Annotated in this window: 15 protein-coding genes; 6 read left to right on the forward strand and 9 right to left on the reverse strand. The window is 48.5% G+C overall.

Going from position 1 to position 17310, the window contains the following annotated elements:
* Nucleotides 1-2: 2 nt before the first annotated feature.
* The 3 genes from DL346_RS22065 to DL346_RS22075 form a co-directional block, all read right to left on the reverse strand.
* The gene (locus tag DL346_RS22065; protein ID WP_165822622.1) at nucleotides 3-875 is read right to left on the reverse strand and encodes a sugar phosphate isomerase/epimerase family protein; all 873 of its coding nucleotides are present in this window, start codon (nucleotides 873-875) and stop codon (nucleotides 3-5) included.
* 129 nt (nucleotides 876-1004) lie between these two features.
* Nucleotides 1005-2720: a sensor histidine kinase gene (locus DL346_RS22070; RefSeq protein WP_112884516.1), complete on the reverse strand. Its 1716-nt coding sequence runs from the start codon at nucleotides 2718-2720 to the stop codon at nucleotides 1005-1007.
* A gap of 15 nt (nucleotides 2721-2735) precedes the next feature.
* Complete coding sequence (locus tag DL346_RS22075) at nucleotides 2736-4262, reverse strand: response regulator transcription factor (RefSeq protein WP_112884517.1); 1527 nt, start codon at nucleotides 4260-4262, stop codon at nucleotides 2736-2738.
* Nucleotides 4263-4500: 238 nt separating this feature from the next.
* Here DL346_RS22075 and DL346_RS22080 point away from each other — a divergent pair, with 238 nt between their 5' ends.
* From DL346_RS22080 to DL346_RS22095, 4 genes are read left to right on the forward strand one after another with little or no spacing between them, the layout of a single operon-like run.
* Nucleotides 4501-5454, forward strand: a complete 954-nt coding sequence (locus DL346_RS22080) for an ABC transporter permease (RefSeq protein WP_112884518.1) — start codon at nucleotides 4501-4503, stop codon at nucleotides 5452-5454.
* A gap of 21 nt (nucleotides 5455-5475) precedes the next feature.
* Nucleotides 5476-6327: a carbohydrate ABC transporter permease gene (locus DL346_RS22085; protein WP_112884519.1), complete on the forward strand. Its 852-nt coding sequence runs from the start codon at nucleotides 5476-5478 to the stop codon at nucleotides 6325-6327.
* Nucleotides 6328-6356: 29 nt separating this feature from the next.
* Nucleotides 6357-7838: an extracellular solute-binding protein gene (locus DL346_RS22090; RefSeq protein ID WP_112884520.1), complete on the forward strand. Its 1482-nt coding sequence runs from the start codon at nucleotides 6357-6359 to the stop codon at nucleotides 7836-7838.
* A 22-nt stretch (nucleotides 7839-7860) separates the two neighbouring features.
* On the forward strand, nucleotides 7861-9825 hold the full coding sequence (locus DL346_RS22095; RefSeq protein ID WP_112884521.1) for a heparinase II/III domain-containing protein: 1965 nt from the start codon (nucleotides 7861-7863) through the stop codon (nucleotides 9823-9825).
* Between the two features lie 103 nt (nucleotides 9826-9928).
* Here the strand turns inward: DL346_RS22095 and DL346_RS22100 are convergent, their stop codons facing one another.
* Together DL346_RS22100 and DL346_RS22105 are read right to left on the reverse strand one after the other, a co-directional pair.
* Nucleotides 9929-11608 (reverse strand): ankyrin repeat domain-containing protein, encoded by a 1680-nt coding sequence (locus tag DL346_RS22100; RefSeq protein WP_112884522.1) that lies wholly within the window; start codon nucleotides 11606-11608, stop codon nucleotides 9929-9931.
* A 75-nt stretch (nucleotides 11609-11683) separates the two neighbouring features.
* The gene (locus DL346_RS22105; RefSeq protein WP_112884523.1) at nucleotides 11684-12493 is read right to left on the reverse strand and encodes a serine/threonine protein kinase; all 810 of its coding nucleotides are present in this window, start codon (nucleotides 12491-12493) and stop codon (nucleotides 11684-11686) included.
* Between the two features lie 174 nt (nucleotides 12494-12667).
* Between DL346_RS22105 and DL346_RS22110 the strand changes: the two genes are divergently transcribed.
* Entirely contained in the window at nucleotides 12668-12853 is a 186-nt protein-coding gene (locus DL346_RS22110) for a hypothetical protein (protein WP_112884524.1), read from the forward strand.
* A 47-nt stretch (nucleotides 12854-12900) separates the two neighbouring features.
* On the opposite strand, the gene DL346_RS22115 is transcribed toward DL346_RS22110, so the two are convergent.
* The 4 genes from DL346_RS22115 to DL346_RS22130 form a co-directional block, all read right to left on the reverse strand.
* Nucleotides 12901-13221 (reverse strand): hypothetical protein, encoded by a 321-nt coding sequence (locus DL346_RS22115; RefSeq protein WP_112884525.1) that lies wholly within the window; start codon nucleotides 13219-13221, stop codon nucleotides 12901-12903.
* Nucleotides 13222-13326: 105 nt separating this feature from the next.
* Nucleotides 13327-13692, reverse strand: coding sequence for a PH domain-containing protein (locus DL346_RS22120; RefSeq protein ID WP_112884526.1), 366 nt, complete (start codon nucleotides 13690-13692; stop codon nucleotides 13327-13329).
* Nucleotides 13693-13707: 15 nt separating this feature from the next.
* Nucleotides 13708-14952, reverse strand: a complete 1245-nt coding sequence (locus DL346_RS22125) for an MFS transporter (protein WP_112884527.1) — start codon at nucleotides 14950-14952, stop codon at nucleotides 13708-13710.
* Nucleotides 14953-15270: 318 nt separating this feature from the next.
* Nucleotides 15271-16761, reverse strand: coding sequence for a stalk domain-containing protein (locus DL346_RS22130; protein ID WP_112884528.1), 1491 nt, complete (start codon nucleotides 16759-16761; stop codon nucleotides 15271-15273).
* Between the two features lie 253 nt (nucleotides 16762-17014).
* Here DL346_RS22130 and DL346_RS22135 point away from each other — a divergent pair, with 253 nt between their 5' ends.
* Nucleotides 17015-17308: a DUF5658 family protein gene (locus tag DL346_RS22135; protein ID WP_112884529.1), complete on the forward strand. Its 294-nt coding sequence runs from the start codon at nucleotides 17015-17017 to the stop codon at nucleotides 17306-17308.
* Nucleotides 17309-17310 lie beyond the last annotated feature (2 nt).

Raw genomic sequence — 17310 nt, forward strand, 5'->3', positions numbered from 1 at the left:
CCCTACTCTTTGAAACAACGGATCAAATAGTTGCCAATATCGGCTACATGCGCTGTCATCGTTCTGCGAAGCTCAACCGGCAACGGGCTTGAAAAAGCCTGAATTTCGTAAGTGAAATCGCCTTTATAGTTGATTTCTTTAAGTACGCGCATCATATGGTGCCAATCTACATGGCCATAAAACGGCGCCAAATGCTCATCCGCAAGTCCGTGATTGTCCGCAATATGCGTCGATTTCAAACGCGATCCAATTTTGCGCAGCTCGGCAGCCTGGTCTCTTACGCTGAGATTGGCATGTCCGAAATCCCAGCATACGCCCACGTTCGGACGATTCAAAGCATCCACTAGTTCGGCAAGGTCTTCCCCATTGCATGCAAATACATAATTTTCGTCCCACTGTACCATGTTTTCAAGAGAAATTCCGTAACCCATCTTTTGCGCCTCATCCAGGATCGGACCAAAGAAATCCAGGTTGGCTTGCACATATTGCTGCCTCGAGTAATCCGGCCGATGCTGATGCAAGGGATGAGCGACTGCCCATTCTGCTCCAAGCACACCCGAGCAAACGATTGAACGATGCAGCAGCTCTTGTTCCCAGGCATGATCGGTAACCGAAGGGTCTTTCGGATCGTACATATGCAGGTGCGTTTGCGAGAACGTGACGCCCAGCTCATCAGCGAATTTCTTGAAGTTTACAATGTACTCGTACCAGTCGTCTTGGGCAATCGGACGGCCTGGTCTGCCTTGATCGCAGAAGTTAAAGTCAAATACCTTAAAACCCGCTTCCAAGCCTTGCTCCAGACAGCTTTCTGGGGAAATAACGCCAAAATCGAAATATACTCTGTCCAATAAGTTTGTTGACGTGGATAAACGCATGATGGAGTCCTCCTTTATTTTGACAAAAAAAGATGCGTACCGGACAGCACTTACCGGGTACGCATCCATTATCAAAAATATCGTCGACTCGAACAACCTTGAAAATCAATGTTCAATCACCATAATTATTCAATCTGCGCTGCTAAGCGGGAGATTGACCCGAATCTTCGTCCCTTCCCCTGGCTTAGACGTCATGCGAACCCCGTATTTTTCACCGTAATACAGCTTCAATCGATGGTGGACACTTGCAAGACCAAAGTGCTTTTTATTTACATTAATATCATATTGCTGCACATAATGGATCAATGCATTCAGCTCCCTCTCTTCCATTCCAATTCCGTCGTCTTCAACAACAAATGACAGCTCATCCCCGTCGATATCCCCCCGAATCGTAATATGTCCCTGCTTTCTGCCCTTGAACCCGTGCTTAAAGCAGTTCTCTGCAAGCGGCTGGAGAATAAACGACGGTACGTTCAACTGCTGGATCTCTTCTTGGAATTCGATATGAAACGAGATCAGATCGTCCTTCAAGAACGATTCCAGCTTACAATACGAGACTAATTCAGCCGACATGTCCGAGACGAGCATAAACTCTTTGTTTGCATGAAGGGTATGATGCAGAAAGGTCGAGAAATCCTGAATGACGTCGGTCACTTTCGTATAATCTTTAAACTTCATCGTCCACGTAATCGAGTCTAAAATATTGTAAATGAAATGCGGATTAATGCTATTGCGGTAGACGCGCAGCTGTGTTTCTTTTTTATACAAATCAGCCTTATAGACCTCGTCTATCAACTGATCGATCCGCTGAACCATCTCATCCAGGCTTTGGAACAAGAAGGAAAATTCATCTTTGCGTTCCGTCTTAAATCGGACCTTCTCATTGCTGTTCTTACGATACTTCCTGATCATCGCAGACAACAGATAAATCGGGGCCGTGAGATGGTCCAGCACCCGATACAGGAAGATCAGCATCACAACAAAAAATAGCAGGGCAACGATGAGCAGCATATGTCGAATCTCGTACACGCCAGAGAACACTTCTTTCTCCAGCAGCAGCTTGTTATATTTCCAGCCGTTTGTATCGGACTCACCGCTAATCACGATATAGGACCGATCGTCTATGACAACCCTTCCCCCTGGCCGTACGTCTTGAATCTTCTCCATCACGGCTGCTGGATCATCGCTGCCGCTAGTTGCGACAACCTGATTGTGCCGGTCGCTAATGATCTGAATCGAATTCGGATACACCTTATCTTTCACTACGATTTCTTTAAACGAATATTGAAGTATATTCACCGAAAGCAATGCCACAGGTTCTTCAAAATAATTCCGTTTCATTTGCCCGGCAAGCGATACGAAAGCAGCATCTCCTGTTGACAGATCCCGAGTATGGATCAGTCCGGGGTGCTTCAGTTCTTCCTCCGAGAATCCTTCGATCCAGAAGTCCGCTTTATGCCTCACAATGCTGGAATCATCAGTAGAGATAATGACACTGTTGCGAATATCTTTTAAATAAATGGAATGCACCTGGTAATTCGTCGAAAACAAGACCTTGTCCAGCATCGTTAATATGCGATGATAATTCACCTCTTCTGGCGCTTTGGACAATTCTCTAATGATATCCTCATCAAAGGCAATGGTGTAGTAGGCTAAATCCAAGTAATTAAACTGTTCTTCAATCTGCTTAATAGCAAAATTTATTTCCAAATTAGCGTTTTGAATCGCCTGTTTCTGCAAATCCGATTCGATAATGCGATAGACAATGCTTCCTGAAATCACCATCGCGATGGTGAAGAACGCAATAATGGTAAAGTAGGTTTTCCATTTAATTGTATGGAACACAGGCACTCCTTACTACTAAATCACGTTAAGTATATGTTTATTTTGATATTCTTTCGGCGTCTTCCCGACGTGCTTTTTGAATAAAACGTAAAAGTTTTTCTGTTCTAGCCCGACACGCGTACAGATCTCGCTTATTTTGGCGTGCGGTGAGGATAACAGCTTCTTCGCCAGTTCAATTCGATACAGATTCATATATTCCGTATAGCCAACCTGATAATCCTCTTTAAAAGCTTTGCTCAAATAGACATAGCTTGTATTTAATTCACTGGCGATTGATTTTAGACTCATCCCCACCTCTTCAATATGCTCCAAGGAATAGGACAGGGCCAGCTTGACAATCGGCCGGATTTTTTGGGATTTATGTTTCTTTACCTCGTCTGATATTAACTTCAGTTTGTCCTTCATATAGCTTCTAAGCTCGGCAAGACAAGTAATCAGTTCGAGCTCTGCCAATACATGTTCCGGCGCTAATGTGTCGGCATGGATCGACAGCTCTGTCGTTAATCTGGAGATGCTGTCGCTGCATTGATTGATCATATGCGTAATGTTGCTGTTGACGGCTTTCCACTTCGCTAACATCGTATTGATGTATGTTTCCGCCTCATCGTCCCATTCCGCTTCCACGCACTTAATCAAATACGACGTATCCATATAAAGGGTGTGATCCTTCTTCTTCTCTACATAAAGGTCTTCATCGATTCGTTCATAGAACGTAATCATGTCCAGGCTATGCAGAAAACCATAACGATAAGCATGGAGCGCGCTTGTATACGATTCCTTCAATTGGGCGGGATGATGCACTTGAATGCCTACGCCAATTCGAATCTTCTTGCTGAATTTAAAGATATGGTAAAGGTTCTCGAAATAGCGCTTATCCAGCTTCTTATCGTCAAATATAATCCCTGCAAGCAAGGTCCCGCATTGCAGCAGCATGATTTTCTTCCCGGATCTTATGATCTCTTCCTTTAATTTGGGCATCGAGATCCGCTCTCCATATCCACGAATAACAAACATGGTCGCCCGAGTAAAATCCAGCTTATTTTGCAGCGTCTCAAAGGCTTGCTCCAGCATGGATGGATCAACGGCTCTGTTCATCAAATGGGCTTCCAGCGTTGTTGAAAGCTCCTGCAGCGTCATGAGTGAAGCGAGTGCGTGCGCTTCGCGATCTTTCATGATTTGATGCGTGGCATCAGCCACACGGTCCAGCAGCTCCTTATCTGCGATCGGCTTAAGCACATAAGAAAAAACACCATACTGAATCGCTTGATGAGCATAAGAAAAACGCTCATAAGCGCTAATAATGATGATTTTAACCGCGGGCATATGCTCGTGAATAAATGCCGAAAGCTCCATCCCCGTCCCGTTTTCCATCTCGATATCCGTAATGACAATATGAGCGTTATTGTGACGCAAGAACTCGATTGCTGCCTGCCCGCTGTCAAAGGCTCCAATTACGCGTGCGTTTATAGAGGTCCAATCAATCAACTGAACAAGGCCTTCGCGAGTAATCTTCTTATCTTCCACAATTACAACCTCAAACATTACATACGCCTCCGATTAAATCCACTGATATGAACGTTGACAGAAAGATCCCTTCACTCCTGTCTGCTGCTTGTTCCTATCAAACCATACCTTTGTTATCGCAGTGTTACTTTTAGGTCAACATTCAAGTCGGTTGATTTTCAGGATATTACGCTAATGTTTTGGATTGTGAGCGCAAATTGCAATTTGTTAAGCTTCAAGTGAAGTTACGGGAAGCAACGCCCCATCAGAAAGGAGAATGGAAGTTATTCGTACAAGCAACTCAGCGGTATCCGGTCCAACGCTTTCGAGAACGGCTTCGATCCTTCGAAGCATCAGCAAACAACGTCAGTTATTTTTCATTCTTGTGATTCCGCTAGCTGTTTACTTGCTGTTTGAGTATTTGCCTATGCTTAAGCTGCGCTGGGCATTTACCAATTTCGGAGAAGTACCGCAGTCACAGGTTTCCTATGTTGGTTTGAATAATTTCATTCGATTAATCCACTCGGCATCTTTCATGAATGCATTCAAGAATACGCTCATTATTAGCGCTATGAAGCTGGTATTCGGTTTCCCGATTCCGATCATAATCGCGCTCATGCTGAATGAAATTAATGCGAGGCTGTTCAAGAAAACAGTACAGACCATTATCTACTTCCCTCACTTCTTCTCTTGGGTTGTAATCGGAAGTATTTGGTTCCTGATCTTGGCTCCCCAAAACAGTGTAAACTCACAAATCGCCACACTGACGGGAGTAGAACCGGTCTACTGGTTCGCAAGCAAAGAACATATTCGGGAATTGCTAGTATTAACGGATATATGGGCGGGGGCCGGCTACGCAGCTATTGTTTATCTTGCTGCCATAACTTCCGTTGATCCGACGCTGTATGAAGCCGCCAAAGTGGATGGAGCGGGGAAGATATCGCAAATCTGGCATATTACGCTCGCTTCCATTCGTCCTACAATCGTCATTATGCTGATCTTTGAGCTCGGTAAAATTCTGAACATCTTCGACCAAGTGCTCATCATGGCAGCGCCAGTCGTGTATGAAACAGCCGATGTTATTCAAACCTATGCCTACCGCACGGGGATCAGTGAAATGAAGATCGGTTACGGTATGGCGGTCAGCATCTTTAAGGCCGCAATTGGCTTCACGCTCGTATTGATTACGAATAGATTCGCAAGAAAAATCAACGATGAAGGTGTATTTTAGCAAGAAAGGAGCGTTTCGTCATTGCCAACTAAACAGACTCTTGAGGATAAGACTGTAACAACCCTATCCTTCCTCGCGATGGGATTATTCTCCTTAAGTGTGCTGCTGCCGATTCTGTATATTATTCAGCTCACTTTTTCAACCTCTTCCGATGCGTCATTCCGCATCCTTCCTAGAGGGTTTACGCTAGATCACTATAAGTATGTGCTGGAAAACGAGCTCATTCAGAGACCTTTTCTAAACTCCTTGTTCGTAACCGCATGCAGCGTGGTTGTATCGATGGTCTTGACCATTGGCATTGCTTATCCGCTATCCAGGAAAGAGCTGATCGGAAGAAAATATTTGAATTTCATAGTCGTCCTGCCAATGCTGCTTAGCTTAGGCTTTCTGCCAAAATATTTACTCGTCAAAGACTTGGGTATGCTGGATTCGTATGCATCGCTCATTTTCCCTGCAGCCTTGAACACGTTCAACATCCTGATCATGCGGAACTTCTTGGAGAACATTCCAGCATCCCTAGTTGAAAGTGCCCGCATCGACGGTTGTTCCGAACTCAAAATATTGTTCAAAATCGTTCTTCCTCTATCTACTGCTGCTCTGGCAACGGTTGGACTATTTTACATGGTAGGTTCATGGAACAGCTACTTGGAGGTCATCCTTTATATCAATGAGCCTTCCATGCACACCTTACAGGTTGTGCTGCGCACGCTTGTCATGGAAACGCCTATGGATTCGAGCAGTACGGAGCAGATGCTGTTGAAGAACATTCAGTACACGACCATTGTGGTTGCATTAATCCCCATTATGATAGTGTATCCATTTCTGCAAAAATATTTTGTAAAAGGTGTATTGATTGGCTCCATAAAGGGCTGATACAAATAAACGACAAAGGTGGAGAAGACTTGAAACAAATCAAGAGTAAGCTCGCAATTCTGTTATCCTGCACAACGCTATTATCCGCATGCGGTTCCGTCAATTCATCAGAGAAGCCTGCAGCAGACAACGCCGCGGAGGAAGTAAAGCTCACTTCCATCTCTTTCTTAACCAAAGACTATTATAAAGATCCGGAAGTCGCGCAGATGCTGTCTGATCAGTTCAAGAGCAAAACAAACATTGCGCTTGAAATCAAGCATATTCCGCAAAATAACTGGGAGGACAAAGTTACGGCTTCCTTCGTATCGGGCGATATGCCGGATATCGCTCGCTTGCCGGCTAACCCTTACCCTTATGTAAAGCAAGATTTCCTCGTGCCGCTAGATGATTTTATTCAGAACAATGCAAAAGTAAAAGCCATTCTCGATGCGAATCCGAATGTTGTCGAGCCATTCAAGTTCTTCGGAAAAACATATGGCATCTCGGTTACGAATCAGAAATACATGAGCATGTGGCTGCGGTCCGATTGGCTGAACAAACTCGGCGTGCAACAGCCGAAAACGATGGATGAACTCGTTCAAATTCTTACTAAATTCCGTGACGGCGATCTCGATAACAACGGGAAAGACGATACGATTCCGCTGACTCTCTCGGCTGTATTGAAGGATCAGGATATGTTCGCTGCTTATTTCAACACGCGCAATGAGATTTATATGAAAGACGGCAAAGCGGTCGTGCCTTTCCTTACTCCCGAATACAAGGAATATCTCGATTTCATGAAAAAGCTCTACAGCGAGCGCTTGATTGATCTTGAAATGCCAACCAATACGAGCTACGGCGCGGTCAGAACCAAGTTTATGAACGGCGAAGCCGGCGGCATTATTATGTGGGACGATGTTTATGACACGCTTAAAGAAGGACTGGACAAAAACTTTAAAGACGCAAATCTTGAATTTATCAAACCGTTCGAAGGCGATAAGGGCGTATTCGGACTTTCCTACTACGAAGCCGACTCCCCAATCGGGATCACAAAAGCAAGCGAACATCCGAAAGAAACATTCGACGCTTTCTTCACTTGGCTGCTGACAGACCCGCAGGCCGTTATTTCCACTAGCCGCGGCATAGAAGGCTATCACTATAAACTGGTTGACGGCAAGCTCCTTCCAATTGAAGATAAAGGAGGCGTTGGCTTCCGTGGACAATCCTTCCCGCCACTGGATCGGAACTTTAAATACCCGTTCACATTCGACGAAGAAACGCAAGGTGAATATGACAGCATTATCGAAATCGCAAAGCTTGGCGAATCTTACAAAGATAAAGTGGCAACAGATCTGCCATCCAGTGAGTTTGCGCTCTATAGCAACGTTGTAGACGACCTGAAAACAAAAGTAACGGAGCAGTTTCACAACTATGTCATTGGCAATCTTGACTACGATAGCTACGTAAAAAACTTTACAGCCTATGCGAAGGAAATCAACCTTCAAGCTGCCATTGACGAAATCAATAAGTAAACGGAGTGGGAAGGACGGCTGATTGAAACAAGCCGTCCTTCCCATCTTCTTTCTACACATGGAGGCGAGAAGCAGTATGCTAAAAGAACTCATTTATGAGGTAACCAATACAGGTCAGATACGAACAAAATCATTTCCCGTGCGTTCCTTAAAACAATTCGCCCCCTTTCTCCGTTATGAGCAGCGAGCGAAATGGGCTGCGATCGATGAGCGAATCCGAAATCTCGTTCTAAGACAGGCAGAACCGTACAAAAACTTCGCATACCCCATGCTTAAAGCAACCGACTATAGAGAGTATTACCTGAGCGGCGATCGAGCGATCTATGAAACGCCGTACTTTGCCCGCCGACATGCGCTTGCTGCGTTGACGCTCGCAGAATGCTTCATTGGCGACGGCTCCTATCTGGACGATATTATAAATGGCATTTGGTGCATCTGTGAGGAAAGCTCTTGGGTGGTCTCTGCGCATAATTTCATCTATGAGCCTGAACCTGTTAATGGTGAACGAACACTGCCCGATATGGATATCCCTACACTCGATATCTTTGCCGGCGAGACCGGGATGACGCTTGCGCTGGTCTTTTACCTGCTTAAAGATCGTCTCGATCAGATCGAGCCGCTCGTTTGCCGCCGCATAAAGCGAGAGCTCAAACGCCGCATTATCGATCCTTTTTTAACGCGCTATGATTACTGGTGGATGGGCTACAGTGATCGGCGAGATATGAATAACTGGAATCCCTGGTGCGTCGTAAACAGCCTGACCTGCATTCTATTTTGTGAAGAAGACGATGATCTTAGAAAAAGAGGCATTGTCCGCGCTATGGATATGCTGGACTATTACCTGCAAGGCATTGACGAAGACGGCGGCATCGATGAGGGAGCCACCTATTGGGGAAGATCCTGCGGCATGCTGCTTGAAGGATTGTCTTTAGTCGATTATGCAACGAACGGTACGATTCAAACCTATCAGGAGCCTAAGCTCCGCAACTTCACCGATTACATTCGCAAGCTTTATATAGGTAAAGATTATGTCGTCAATTTTGCTGACGGCAGTGCCAGATGCAATCCAGCTGCCGAGATCATCTACACCGCTGGCATGCGGATGAACGATGCGCGTCTTGCAGGCTTTGGGGCATTTTGCTTCAACTATCAACTGGAACAGAACATTTTCCCGACACAATCCCTCTCAAGAGCTATGGCTTCGATCGGCAATGCGGAACACCTATTGCTTAAAGCACAGTCCGTTCAATTTGAAAGGGAAACATTCATCGAGAGCTTGGGGATTATGGTCGCACGGGAATCTGAACAGGCGGATAAAGGGCTGTTCCTATGTGTGAAGGCCGGAAGCAATGGGGACAGTCATAATCATAACGATGTTGGGCATTATGTCGTTTTTTATAATGCCCGTCCGATCCTCATAGATATCGGGGTAGAAGTTTATAGCCGAGAGTTTTTCGGACCAAACCGCTATGATATTTGGACAATGAAGTCGCAATATCATAATCTGCCAACCATCAATGGTGTGACGCAGCATGCAGGAGCCGAGTATCGTGCTGAGCAGGTAGACTATCATGCAACTGCGCATATAGCCAGTCTTTCGATGGACATTAGCAAGGCTTACCTGGCAGAAGCTAATATGAAACACTACAATCGCCATGTATCGCTCGACCGTACGAGACAACACATCATCATTCATGATCAATATGAGCTAATTCAGAATCATAGTTTGACGCATCATTTGATCACGCCTTGCGAAGTCAAGCTTACGGAGGAAGGCTTGTTGTTCTTATCGGATGATGATCGGGTAAAAATGAAATTCGATACGAGCAATTTCGCCGTTCGGTTCGAAGAAATCCCGTTAACGGACAGTAAACTCGTATCCAGCTGGGGCAGCAAAATCTATCGCATCGTGCTGGAACAGAAGCAGGTTCCAAAAAGCGGAGATATATGGTTTGCGATTGCAAAGGCCGATGACTCGGCATTATAGATCATGCTTTTCTTCAATACCTCTTTGTAAGAAGGCGAATTAAAAAATACCGTCTGCTTGCGATATCGCTCGCTAGCAGACGGTATTTCTTCGTATTGCAACGTTACGCTAAAGCGCCATGCCGGCGCAAAACCTCGAAAACATCCTTGGACCCCGATGCCACCTGGGGAACCGCCGAACCAGCCTTAATCAGTGCTTCCACAACCGCGGCATGGGCGCCTTTACGGCTGGTCGGACAATGCAGGGAGCCGTGGATCGCGCTGTTCAGCGGCATTCCGCCATAAGCGTTGGTCGCCGTCAGGGAAGCGCCGTGCGCGATAAGCACGCGGACCGTTTCGATATGTCCGAACCATGCCGCGAAATGAAGCGCGGTTCCAGGCTCCTTCTTGGCCGTTATGTCAAATCCGGTCTCCAGCATCAGGTTTACGGATTCGGCTTTATTCATCTCCGCAAATTCAAGCAGCATCAACCGGTCTTTGCGGGACATCGACGCAAGAAGGCCGGGTTCTTGCCTGAGTATTTCGCGGACCGCGATTTCGCCCGAAACTGCATATGCGCCGAACAACTCGTCTATGCGCTCGGCCTTGGCAGCGGCTCCGTGAATCCGCAGCATGTCGGCAATGTCCGTTCTTCCATAACGTACAGCCATCTGATAAACGGTCTTGCCGTCCGCCCCCGCTGCGTTAACATCGGCCCCATATTGAATGAGAAGCTCAATGATGGAGGCTGACCGACCGCGAAAGATAGCCCAATAAAGCGGCGGTCCAAGGGTGCCAAGCGTCAGATTCGGATCCGTCCCGTTCTCCAGAAACAGCCTCACGCCAAAATAATCCTCGAAATCGAGCTTACGCATAAGCGCAGGCGTCGCATTCGCATCAACTCCGTACTCGAACAGCAAGGTCAGGCATTCATGACTTGGCCATTCCGCCGCATGGTACAGCGACTCTCCATCATTGGGGTCGGCTCCCGCCTCCAGCAATATCTTGCCTACGGCTGCGTTGCCCGCTTGCCCTACCGCACCATATAAGGCGCTGAGCCGGCGTTCATGCGGATCGTCCTTTTGCGGGAGCGAAGCGTTGACGTCCGCGCCGTGCGCAATCAGCAGCCTAGCCGTCTGGACGAAGTGCTCCGTATACTGGGGATTGCTCAAAAAGCAAGAGAAGGCTAAGTACAACAGCGGCTCCCCGTTCGCCGGACCGCCCGGCTTCGCGGCAAGAGCGGCATCCCCCTGCAGCAGCAGACGAACGCTCTCCGCATCCCCAAGCGCCGCAGCCGCATGGATGCTCCTGCGGGGAATCTCCTTGTCCGCCGCCAATACCGCCCTTGCTTTGTCCTCGTTTCCGTTTACGGCCGCCGTCAGAAACTCATCCTGCCAATCCTTATTCGTTTCCAACTCAATCACCTCAATGATCGTTTTCAGATTTTCCGCATAGCCGTCCTGTTCTTGCCCGGCAATCCGTTCCGCTCCCTTAATGGCATTAACGACCCTCTGCATATGAGCGATTTTCTCTTCCATCCACTCCCGCTGCATGGCAAGCATCGAAGCGGCGTTCACCGACCGAAGCTCCAGAATGCCCTTGATCTGCTCCAGCGGGAATCCGATAAACTTCAAGGTTATAATTTGCTGCAGCCGCGCCAGATCATCGTCCGAATATAATCGCTGTCCCGCCTCGGACATCTCGGCCGGCTTCAATAATCCGATCCGGTCATAGTAGCGCAGCGTCCGCGTGGTAACACCGGACATTGCCGCGAATTGTCCCGTCCGGTAATACGAAGAGCTCATGATTCGACCTGCCTCCTTATTCGCTTGAGTATCACGATAGTCATCGTAACAGATGACGTAACGTCAAAGGCAAGCCTAAGCCAAAATCCGGTCAAGCTCCTGTTCGCATTCGGCGGCCGTGCGCCATTTGCTCTCCAGCAAACCTTGCACAAAAGCTTTTACCGCCGGCTCAAGCGCCAGCTCCTCCTCCCAGCCCCGCTCCTCCTGCCCTTCAAGCGGCTTGTAGCCTGCGTACATCAGAAACAAGAAGAGATGGCCAAGCCCGTACAAGTCGCTTGCCGGCTCGGGAACGCGCATCCGATGCTTCACGGCGCCCCAGCTGTCCGCAAACCCGATCGGCTCCCCTTCTGCCGCCGCTTCTCCAATTCGGCAGGCTAAGCCGACATCGATCAAATAAATGCGGTCGCCGCTAGCAAGCACATTGGGGATACGCACATCCCGGTGCACATAGCCGGCTTCATGCATATGTCTAATAGGCCGCAGCAATTGCCGGACAAGGTAAAGCGCCTCCTGCTGGGTGAACATCCGCCCCTGCTCCATAATCGCATGCTCGAGGTTATCGCCCTCGACAAGCTCCATGACGAGCACTTCCTCTTTCCGATGCGCGGCATAGTCCAGCCACTTCGGAATTTGCGGATGATCCAACCTTTGCAGCATATCGCTCTCCCGCTTCAGCATTTCTCTAGCGAGGCCTCGCTTGCTTGGCTTTCCCCGCTTCATGAGTACCGGCAATCCGCTCGACAGATCGATGCAGCGATAGGCTTGGCCGTAGCTTCCCATGCCAAGGAACCGTTCGACCCGGTACTTGCCCGCGTAAACCGCCCCCTGCCGGAGGGGATAATCCACCCAATTCTGCCACCGCTGCCGAAACCTTGTACCCAGCATTCCAATCCCTCCCTGCCTTCAACATACGGCCTTCGCAGCGTCGCGGTTTCTTTTTCACGAAGCCTGAAAATGGGTAGAATATAATGAAACCTTATTTTTGGAGCCGCGTACTATTGTATTAGACTAAGCGCTTTCACACGTAGGAAGCCTAACTAATCTGAGGAGGCCCTGTTTATGATAAGACACCTTCTGCAACGGCTCTTCCACTCTTTGCTTGGCCGCAAGCACCACGGACACGGTTATCAAGGCCACTATGGCCATAGCAGCAGCGATTATAAGAAAGGCAACTATTACCCGCCGCATCATTCCAATTACGGCCATGGGCACTATAAGAAGAAGCATGGCAGCTTCAGCAGCTAAGCAACCATAAAAACCCGACCATTACCGGTCGGGTTTATTTGTTGCCTTCAATATAGCAATTCGACTTTAATCTCTTTCTGCCTTCGGCAAACCGATATGTCCGCCGCAATGCGGTTATTCACCGAAACTTCCATATCGTCGTAGATGTGAACTTCCAGCACCGGATCGTACAAGTCGACCGGAGTGAGCGTGAACTGCTCGCAGAATCGGCCCTCTTCATCCGGGGCGTATACTAAGTTGCCATCGTATCGTTTACCGTGAAGCTCTCCGATGAGTTCCGCTTTCCAACGCGAGAAAAAACTAGATTTGGAGCTGTAATACACCATCCCGATGTCACCGTCATCGTAATTGATCTTCTCATATTTCACTTCACTCACCCTTTCAAGCTATTTTCCTCTATTATTGACGGATTAATAGCCATGTATTCGGGCAAAAGCAAACCCGGCCCTCGCAGGGACCGGGTCTTCGTCCTATTAATCTCGCAACAACGCATTCGCGATCAGCAAATCGAACTTGCGGACATCTACGCCTCGCTGCAGCTTCACTTTGATATGGCCGGCCCGGGTCCACAGCTCAACCTCCGCATTGAAGTCAAGCAAGCCTCCGGCATTTTCCGTAGACCACATATTGATCGAAGAATAAGGCAGGGAGTAGATCTCTACCTTTTTGCCCGTCAAGCCTTGCGCATCTCGAACGATCAGCCGCTTATTGGTGAAGATAGCCGTATCCCGAAAGGTTTTATAGGCCGCTACCGCCGTTTCTCCCGCCACGAGCAATGCGTTCACGTCTTGAGGGACGGGACATTCGGACACCAACGTCCATTCTAATATAGCCGCCATTCGCGCATAGCCTCCTTAAGCTGATTGTTGTTCAGTCTCCTGTTTGCGATCCAGTGTTCGGATTGCCGGGAGGAGCAGACCGAGAATTGCAATTCCGATAATCATTAGACCCGACAGCATGAACCACCGGTTCACACCGATTTGATCGGCAAAAGCACCGCCAATAACAAGACCGAGGGGCATCGCCAGCGCCATGACGCTCCCAAACAAGCCAAATACTCTTCCCAGGTATTCCGGTTGGATTTTTTCCTGAAATAGAGCAACCTGAATGCCATTATAGAATGGCCCGGATACCCCCATTAAGGCGCAGCAAGCCAGAAAAACGAGAAAGCCGGTTGCCGGCAATAGGCCAGCTATCAGCAGCGCGGCTCCCATGGCCAAGAGGGCGGCGACGATGGTGAGCGAACGGTTCTTGAAGCCTCCCCATTTGCCGAGCCATAAACCGCCGAGCAGCATGCCGACGGCAAAAATAACTTCCGCTGCCGACGCCTCTTTGATCGTGCCTCCGAAATAGTCCATCGTCATTAGAGGGAACAACGCGCTGATCGGCATAAAAGCAAAGATGAACAGACCGCCAATCCAAAGAAGTGCCACTAAGCCTTTGTGATGGCGAAGCGCCTTATAGCCTTCTTTCAGTTCCGCCGCAAAGCCGCTCTGCGTATCCGGCTTCTTGGCTTCCGGCCTTGGAATATGGACCATCGTGACCGCGCAGCAAGCCGCTGCGGCGCCAAGCGCATCAAGCGCAATCACCGCGTTCAAATCCCACATGGAATAGAGGAGGGCGGCGGCCGCCGGACTGATGATATAGCTGACCGATTGCACGGACTGGCTGTATCCGGCGCATTTGGCCAGCTGCTCCGCCGGTACGATCAGCGGCGTACTCGCATTCAGCGCGGTGGAATGGAATGCCGTACCGATACTGCGGACAAACAGCACAAGCATGATTACCCATACAGGCAGCTCCATATAGAACGCTACGACAGCCAATACCGCCGCGGCCGCCGCCACAAGGCCGTCAGCCAGCATCATCATGGTTTTGCGGCTCATGCGGTCTACCCATACGCCGATCATCGGGCCGCCGAGCGCCTGAGGAAGAAAGCCGGCAAGCGTCGCCATGGAAAGCACCATGGCTGAGCCTGTTTGGGCCGTCAGGTACCAGATGAGGGCCATTTGAAGAATGGCGCTCGTTATAATCGATATGGCCTGGCCCGCCCAGATGGTAAAGAACGGACGCTGCCAGTTTGTTTGATGTTGATTCATATTTATTATCTCCCCGCATTTTTTATTGGTCGTTTATTGATTTTCGGCAATAAAAAATGCAGGCCTCGGTCCATATTAATGGGCTAAGGTCTGCATTACCAACGAATAGGCATGGGGAAATAAAGGTATAGCAAAAGGAGGCCTGCTATTCCTGCTTCATCTATCCATGTTTGATCCCATTTCGAAAATAAGCACAACAAAAAAGCCCATGAAAATATGGAAAAGCCGCTTTTTTATTGCCTACTTATCTCCAGCGAATGGAATGCATGGATAGACAAACCTCCTTTGAAAACATCCAGATTCTTTATCATCCTATCATCATGGCATTTTGAATTCAAGACCTGCCGTAAAGCTGCCAGCGATTTCCGTGAAGCTGAAATTGACGGATGATTGATAGGTTCCGGTGTCTTTCACGCGAACCAGAATTGGAACCGGCGTATGGCCAGGCGGCGCATAGACGGCTGTTACCCGATAGGTGCCGACCGGGAGGTCGATCCCCAATTCCTCATAGGATTTCTTAATAGCAGCCCCCTCGTTGCCCGAGTTAATCGGAGTAAGGGTAAGGATCACATTTTTCTCGTAATCCCAATAGCCGTTATCAAATGCATCCTGGATATCCCAATACAAGGCCAAGGTTCCTCCCTTGCTTGATTCGGATGGACCTGGAGCCGGTGTTTCCGTACCGGGATTGGTGGAGCCGGATTGTCCGGACGGCGCTTGCCTCTTGACCTCGATCTCCGCCCTTTCGATGCCGGGAACGAACTCGCTGAACGTAAATACGGTTGATGCCATGTATTCCTTCGTATAGCGTACCCGAACTAGTGCTGGCTGCGGCACTTCACCCTCTGGCGCGTACTGGGCCGTTATCTTGTAGGTGCCAGCGGCAGAAAGCTCCTGCAATCCAAAGCCGCCCGGGAAGTTGTAGCCGCGCTTGGTGATCGGCTTTCCTTCCTTGCCGCCAACGATCGGGGTAACCGTCAACATAATATCCGATTCGCTGAAGTAATCGCCGATGTCCGAGTATACATACAGCTCGCCGATACTCGTTTCAGGATTCATGACGAAATTTCGGATGGCGCCGGTGTTTCCGGCAAATGGTTTATCCGTAACGGATTCCAAGTCGATCCGCAGCACCTTGCTGCCGGATTTAAGATTATAATAGCCGCCCATATTCCACGTGGTGGCAAGCAGCGGCAGTTCGATCCGGTAGTACCCTTGAGCATCCGTAACTACCGTAAGATTGCTGTTATAGATAAGCTGGTTATCGGCGAATACTTCCGCGCCTTCAACCGGTTTGCCGCTAGGGTCGACGACCCGTCCTTTTACCACATAGGGTTCAGCTTTCTCGCTGGTTCCGGAGCCGCCGGAGCCGATCGTAATGGTCGATACCGACCCTTTCGTCGTAAATGCGACCGTATTGCCGCTGTTCTCCGAGACGAATCGGAGCGGCACCATCGTGCTGTTCTTAATAATCTGAGGAGGAACGTCCAAGGTAACGATTTTCCCATTGACCTTTGCCTTATTGCTGCTCATCTTTAATTCAATCTTGAGGCCAGCCTTGGTGCCGGTCGCCTGCTGCAGGGAGCTGTTCCAATTCACTTGAAAGCCAAGGACTTCGAACAGCTTGCGGAAGGGAACCAGTACGCGTCCGTCTTTGATGACGGGCTGCGCGTGATCAAATTGAAGCTGCTTGCCGTTAAATACAACCCGCACCTCCGCAGCCGCATGCGCGGTTTGCTGCGTGAAGGACATGAACGCTAGAGCACCCATAACAATTGCCAAAAACATTGAAAGCCGTCTTTTTGCCAAACCGTATCTCTCCTCATTTCCATGTTAGATTTACGTCCCTATGTATATGAGCTTAGCTTGAGAACAGAATTTCCCGCAAGCTCTTTAGGGAAAATTTAACAAAACCACATCCTCATTCGGATGTGGTCTCGGCGGTGGTCATCGGTTGTTCTATATTCTATGATTTTGCAATAGAAATAGGACTAGAGTTGCTTCAATATCCAGTATTTAGGGTAATAATAACTAATAGTCTGTCTTGAGAGGAGTAATGATCATGTTCTTTCTATTCGCCTATGCCGGGGTGCTAAATATGATCGACGGATGGCTCACTTATATCGGGCTTAGCCAGGGGCTCATCGAAGAGTCGAATCCGCTCATGCGGAGCCTCTTTGAAGCCAACTCTCACTATCTGTGGGGATATAAGCTGGTGATCGGGATTCTGGCGATAGTTCTTGGTATCTTTTTTAAGCCTAAAAAGCCTTTTTTCTGGAGAATCGCGCTATCCTTCTGCTGTCTGCTCTATACGGGCATTATGGGTATTCATGCGTTCTGGCTGCTTCAAGTATAGGC

This window comes from Paenibacillus montanisoli (assembly GCF_003268025.1).
GTDB lineage: Bacteria > Bacillota > Bacilli > Paenibacillales > Paenibacillaceae > Paenibacillus_Z > Paenibacillus_Z montanisoli.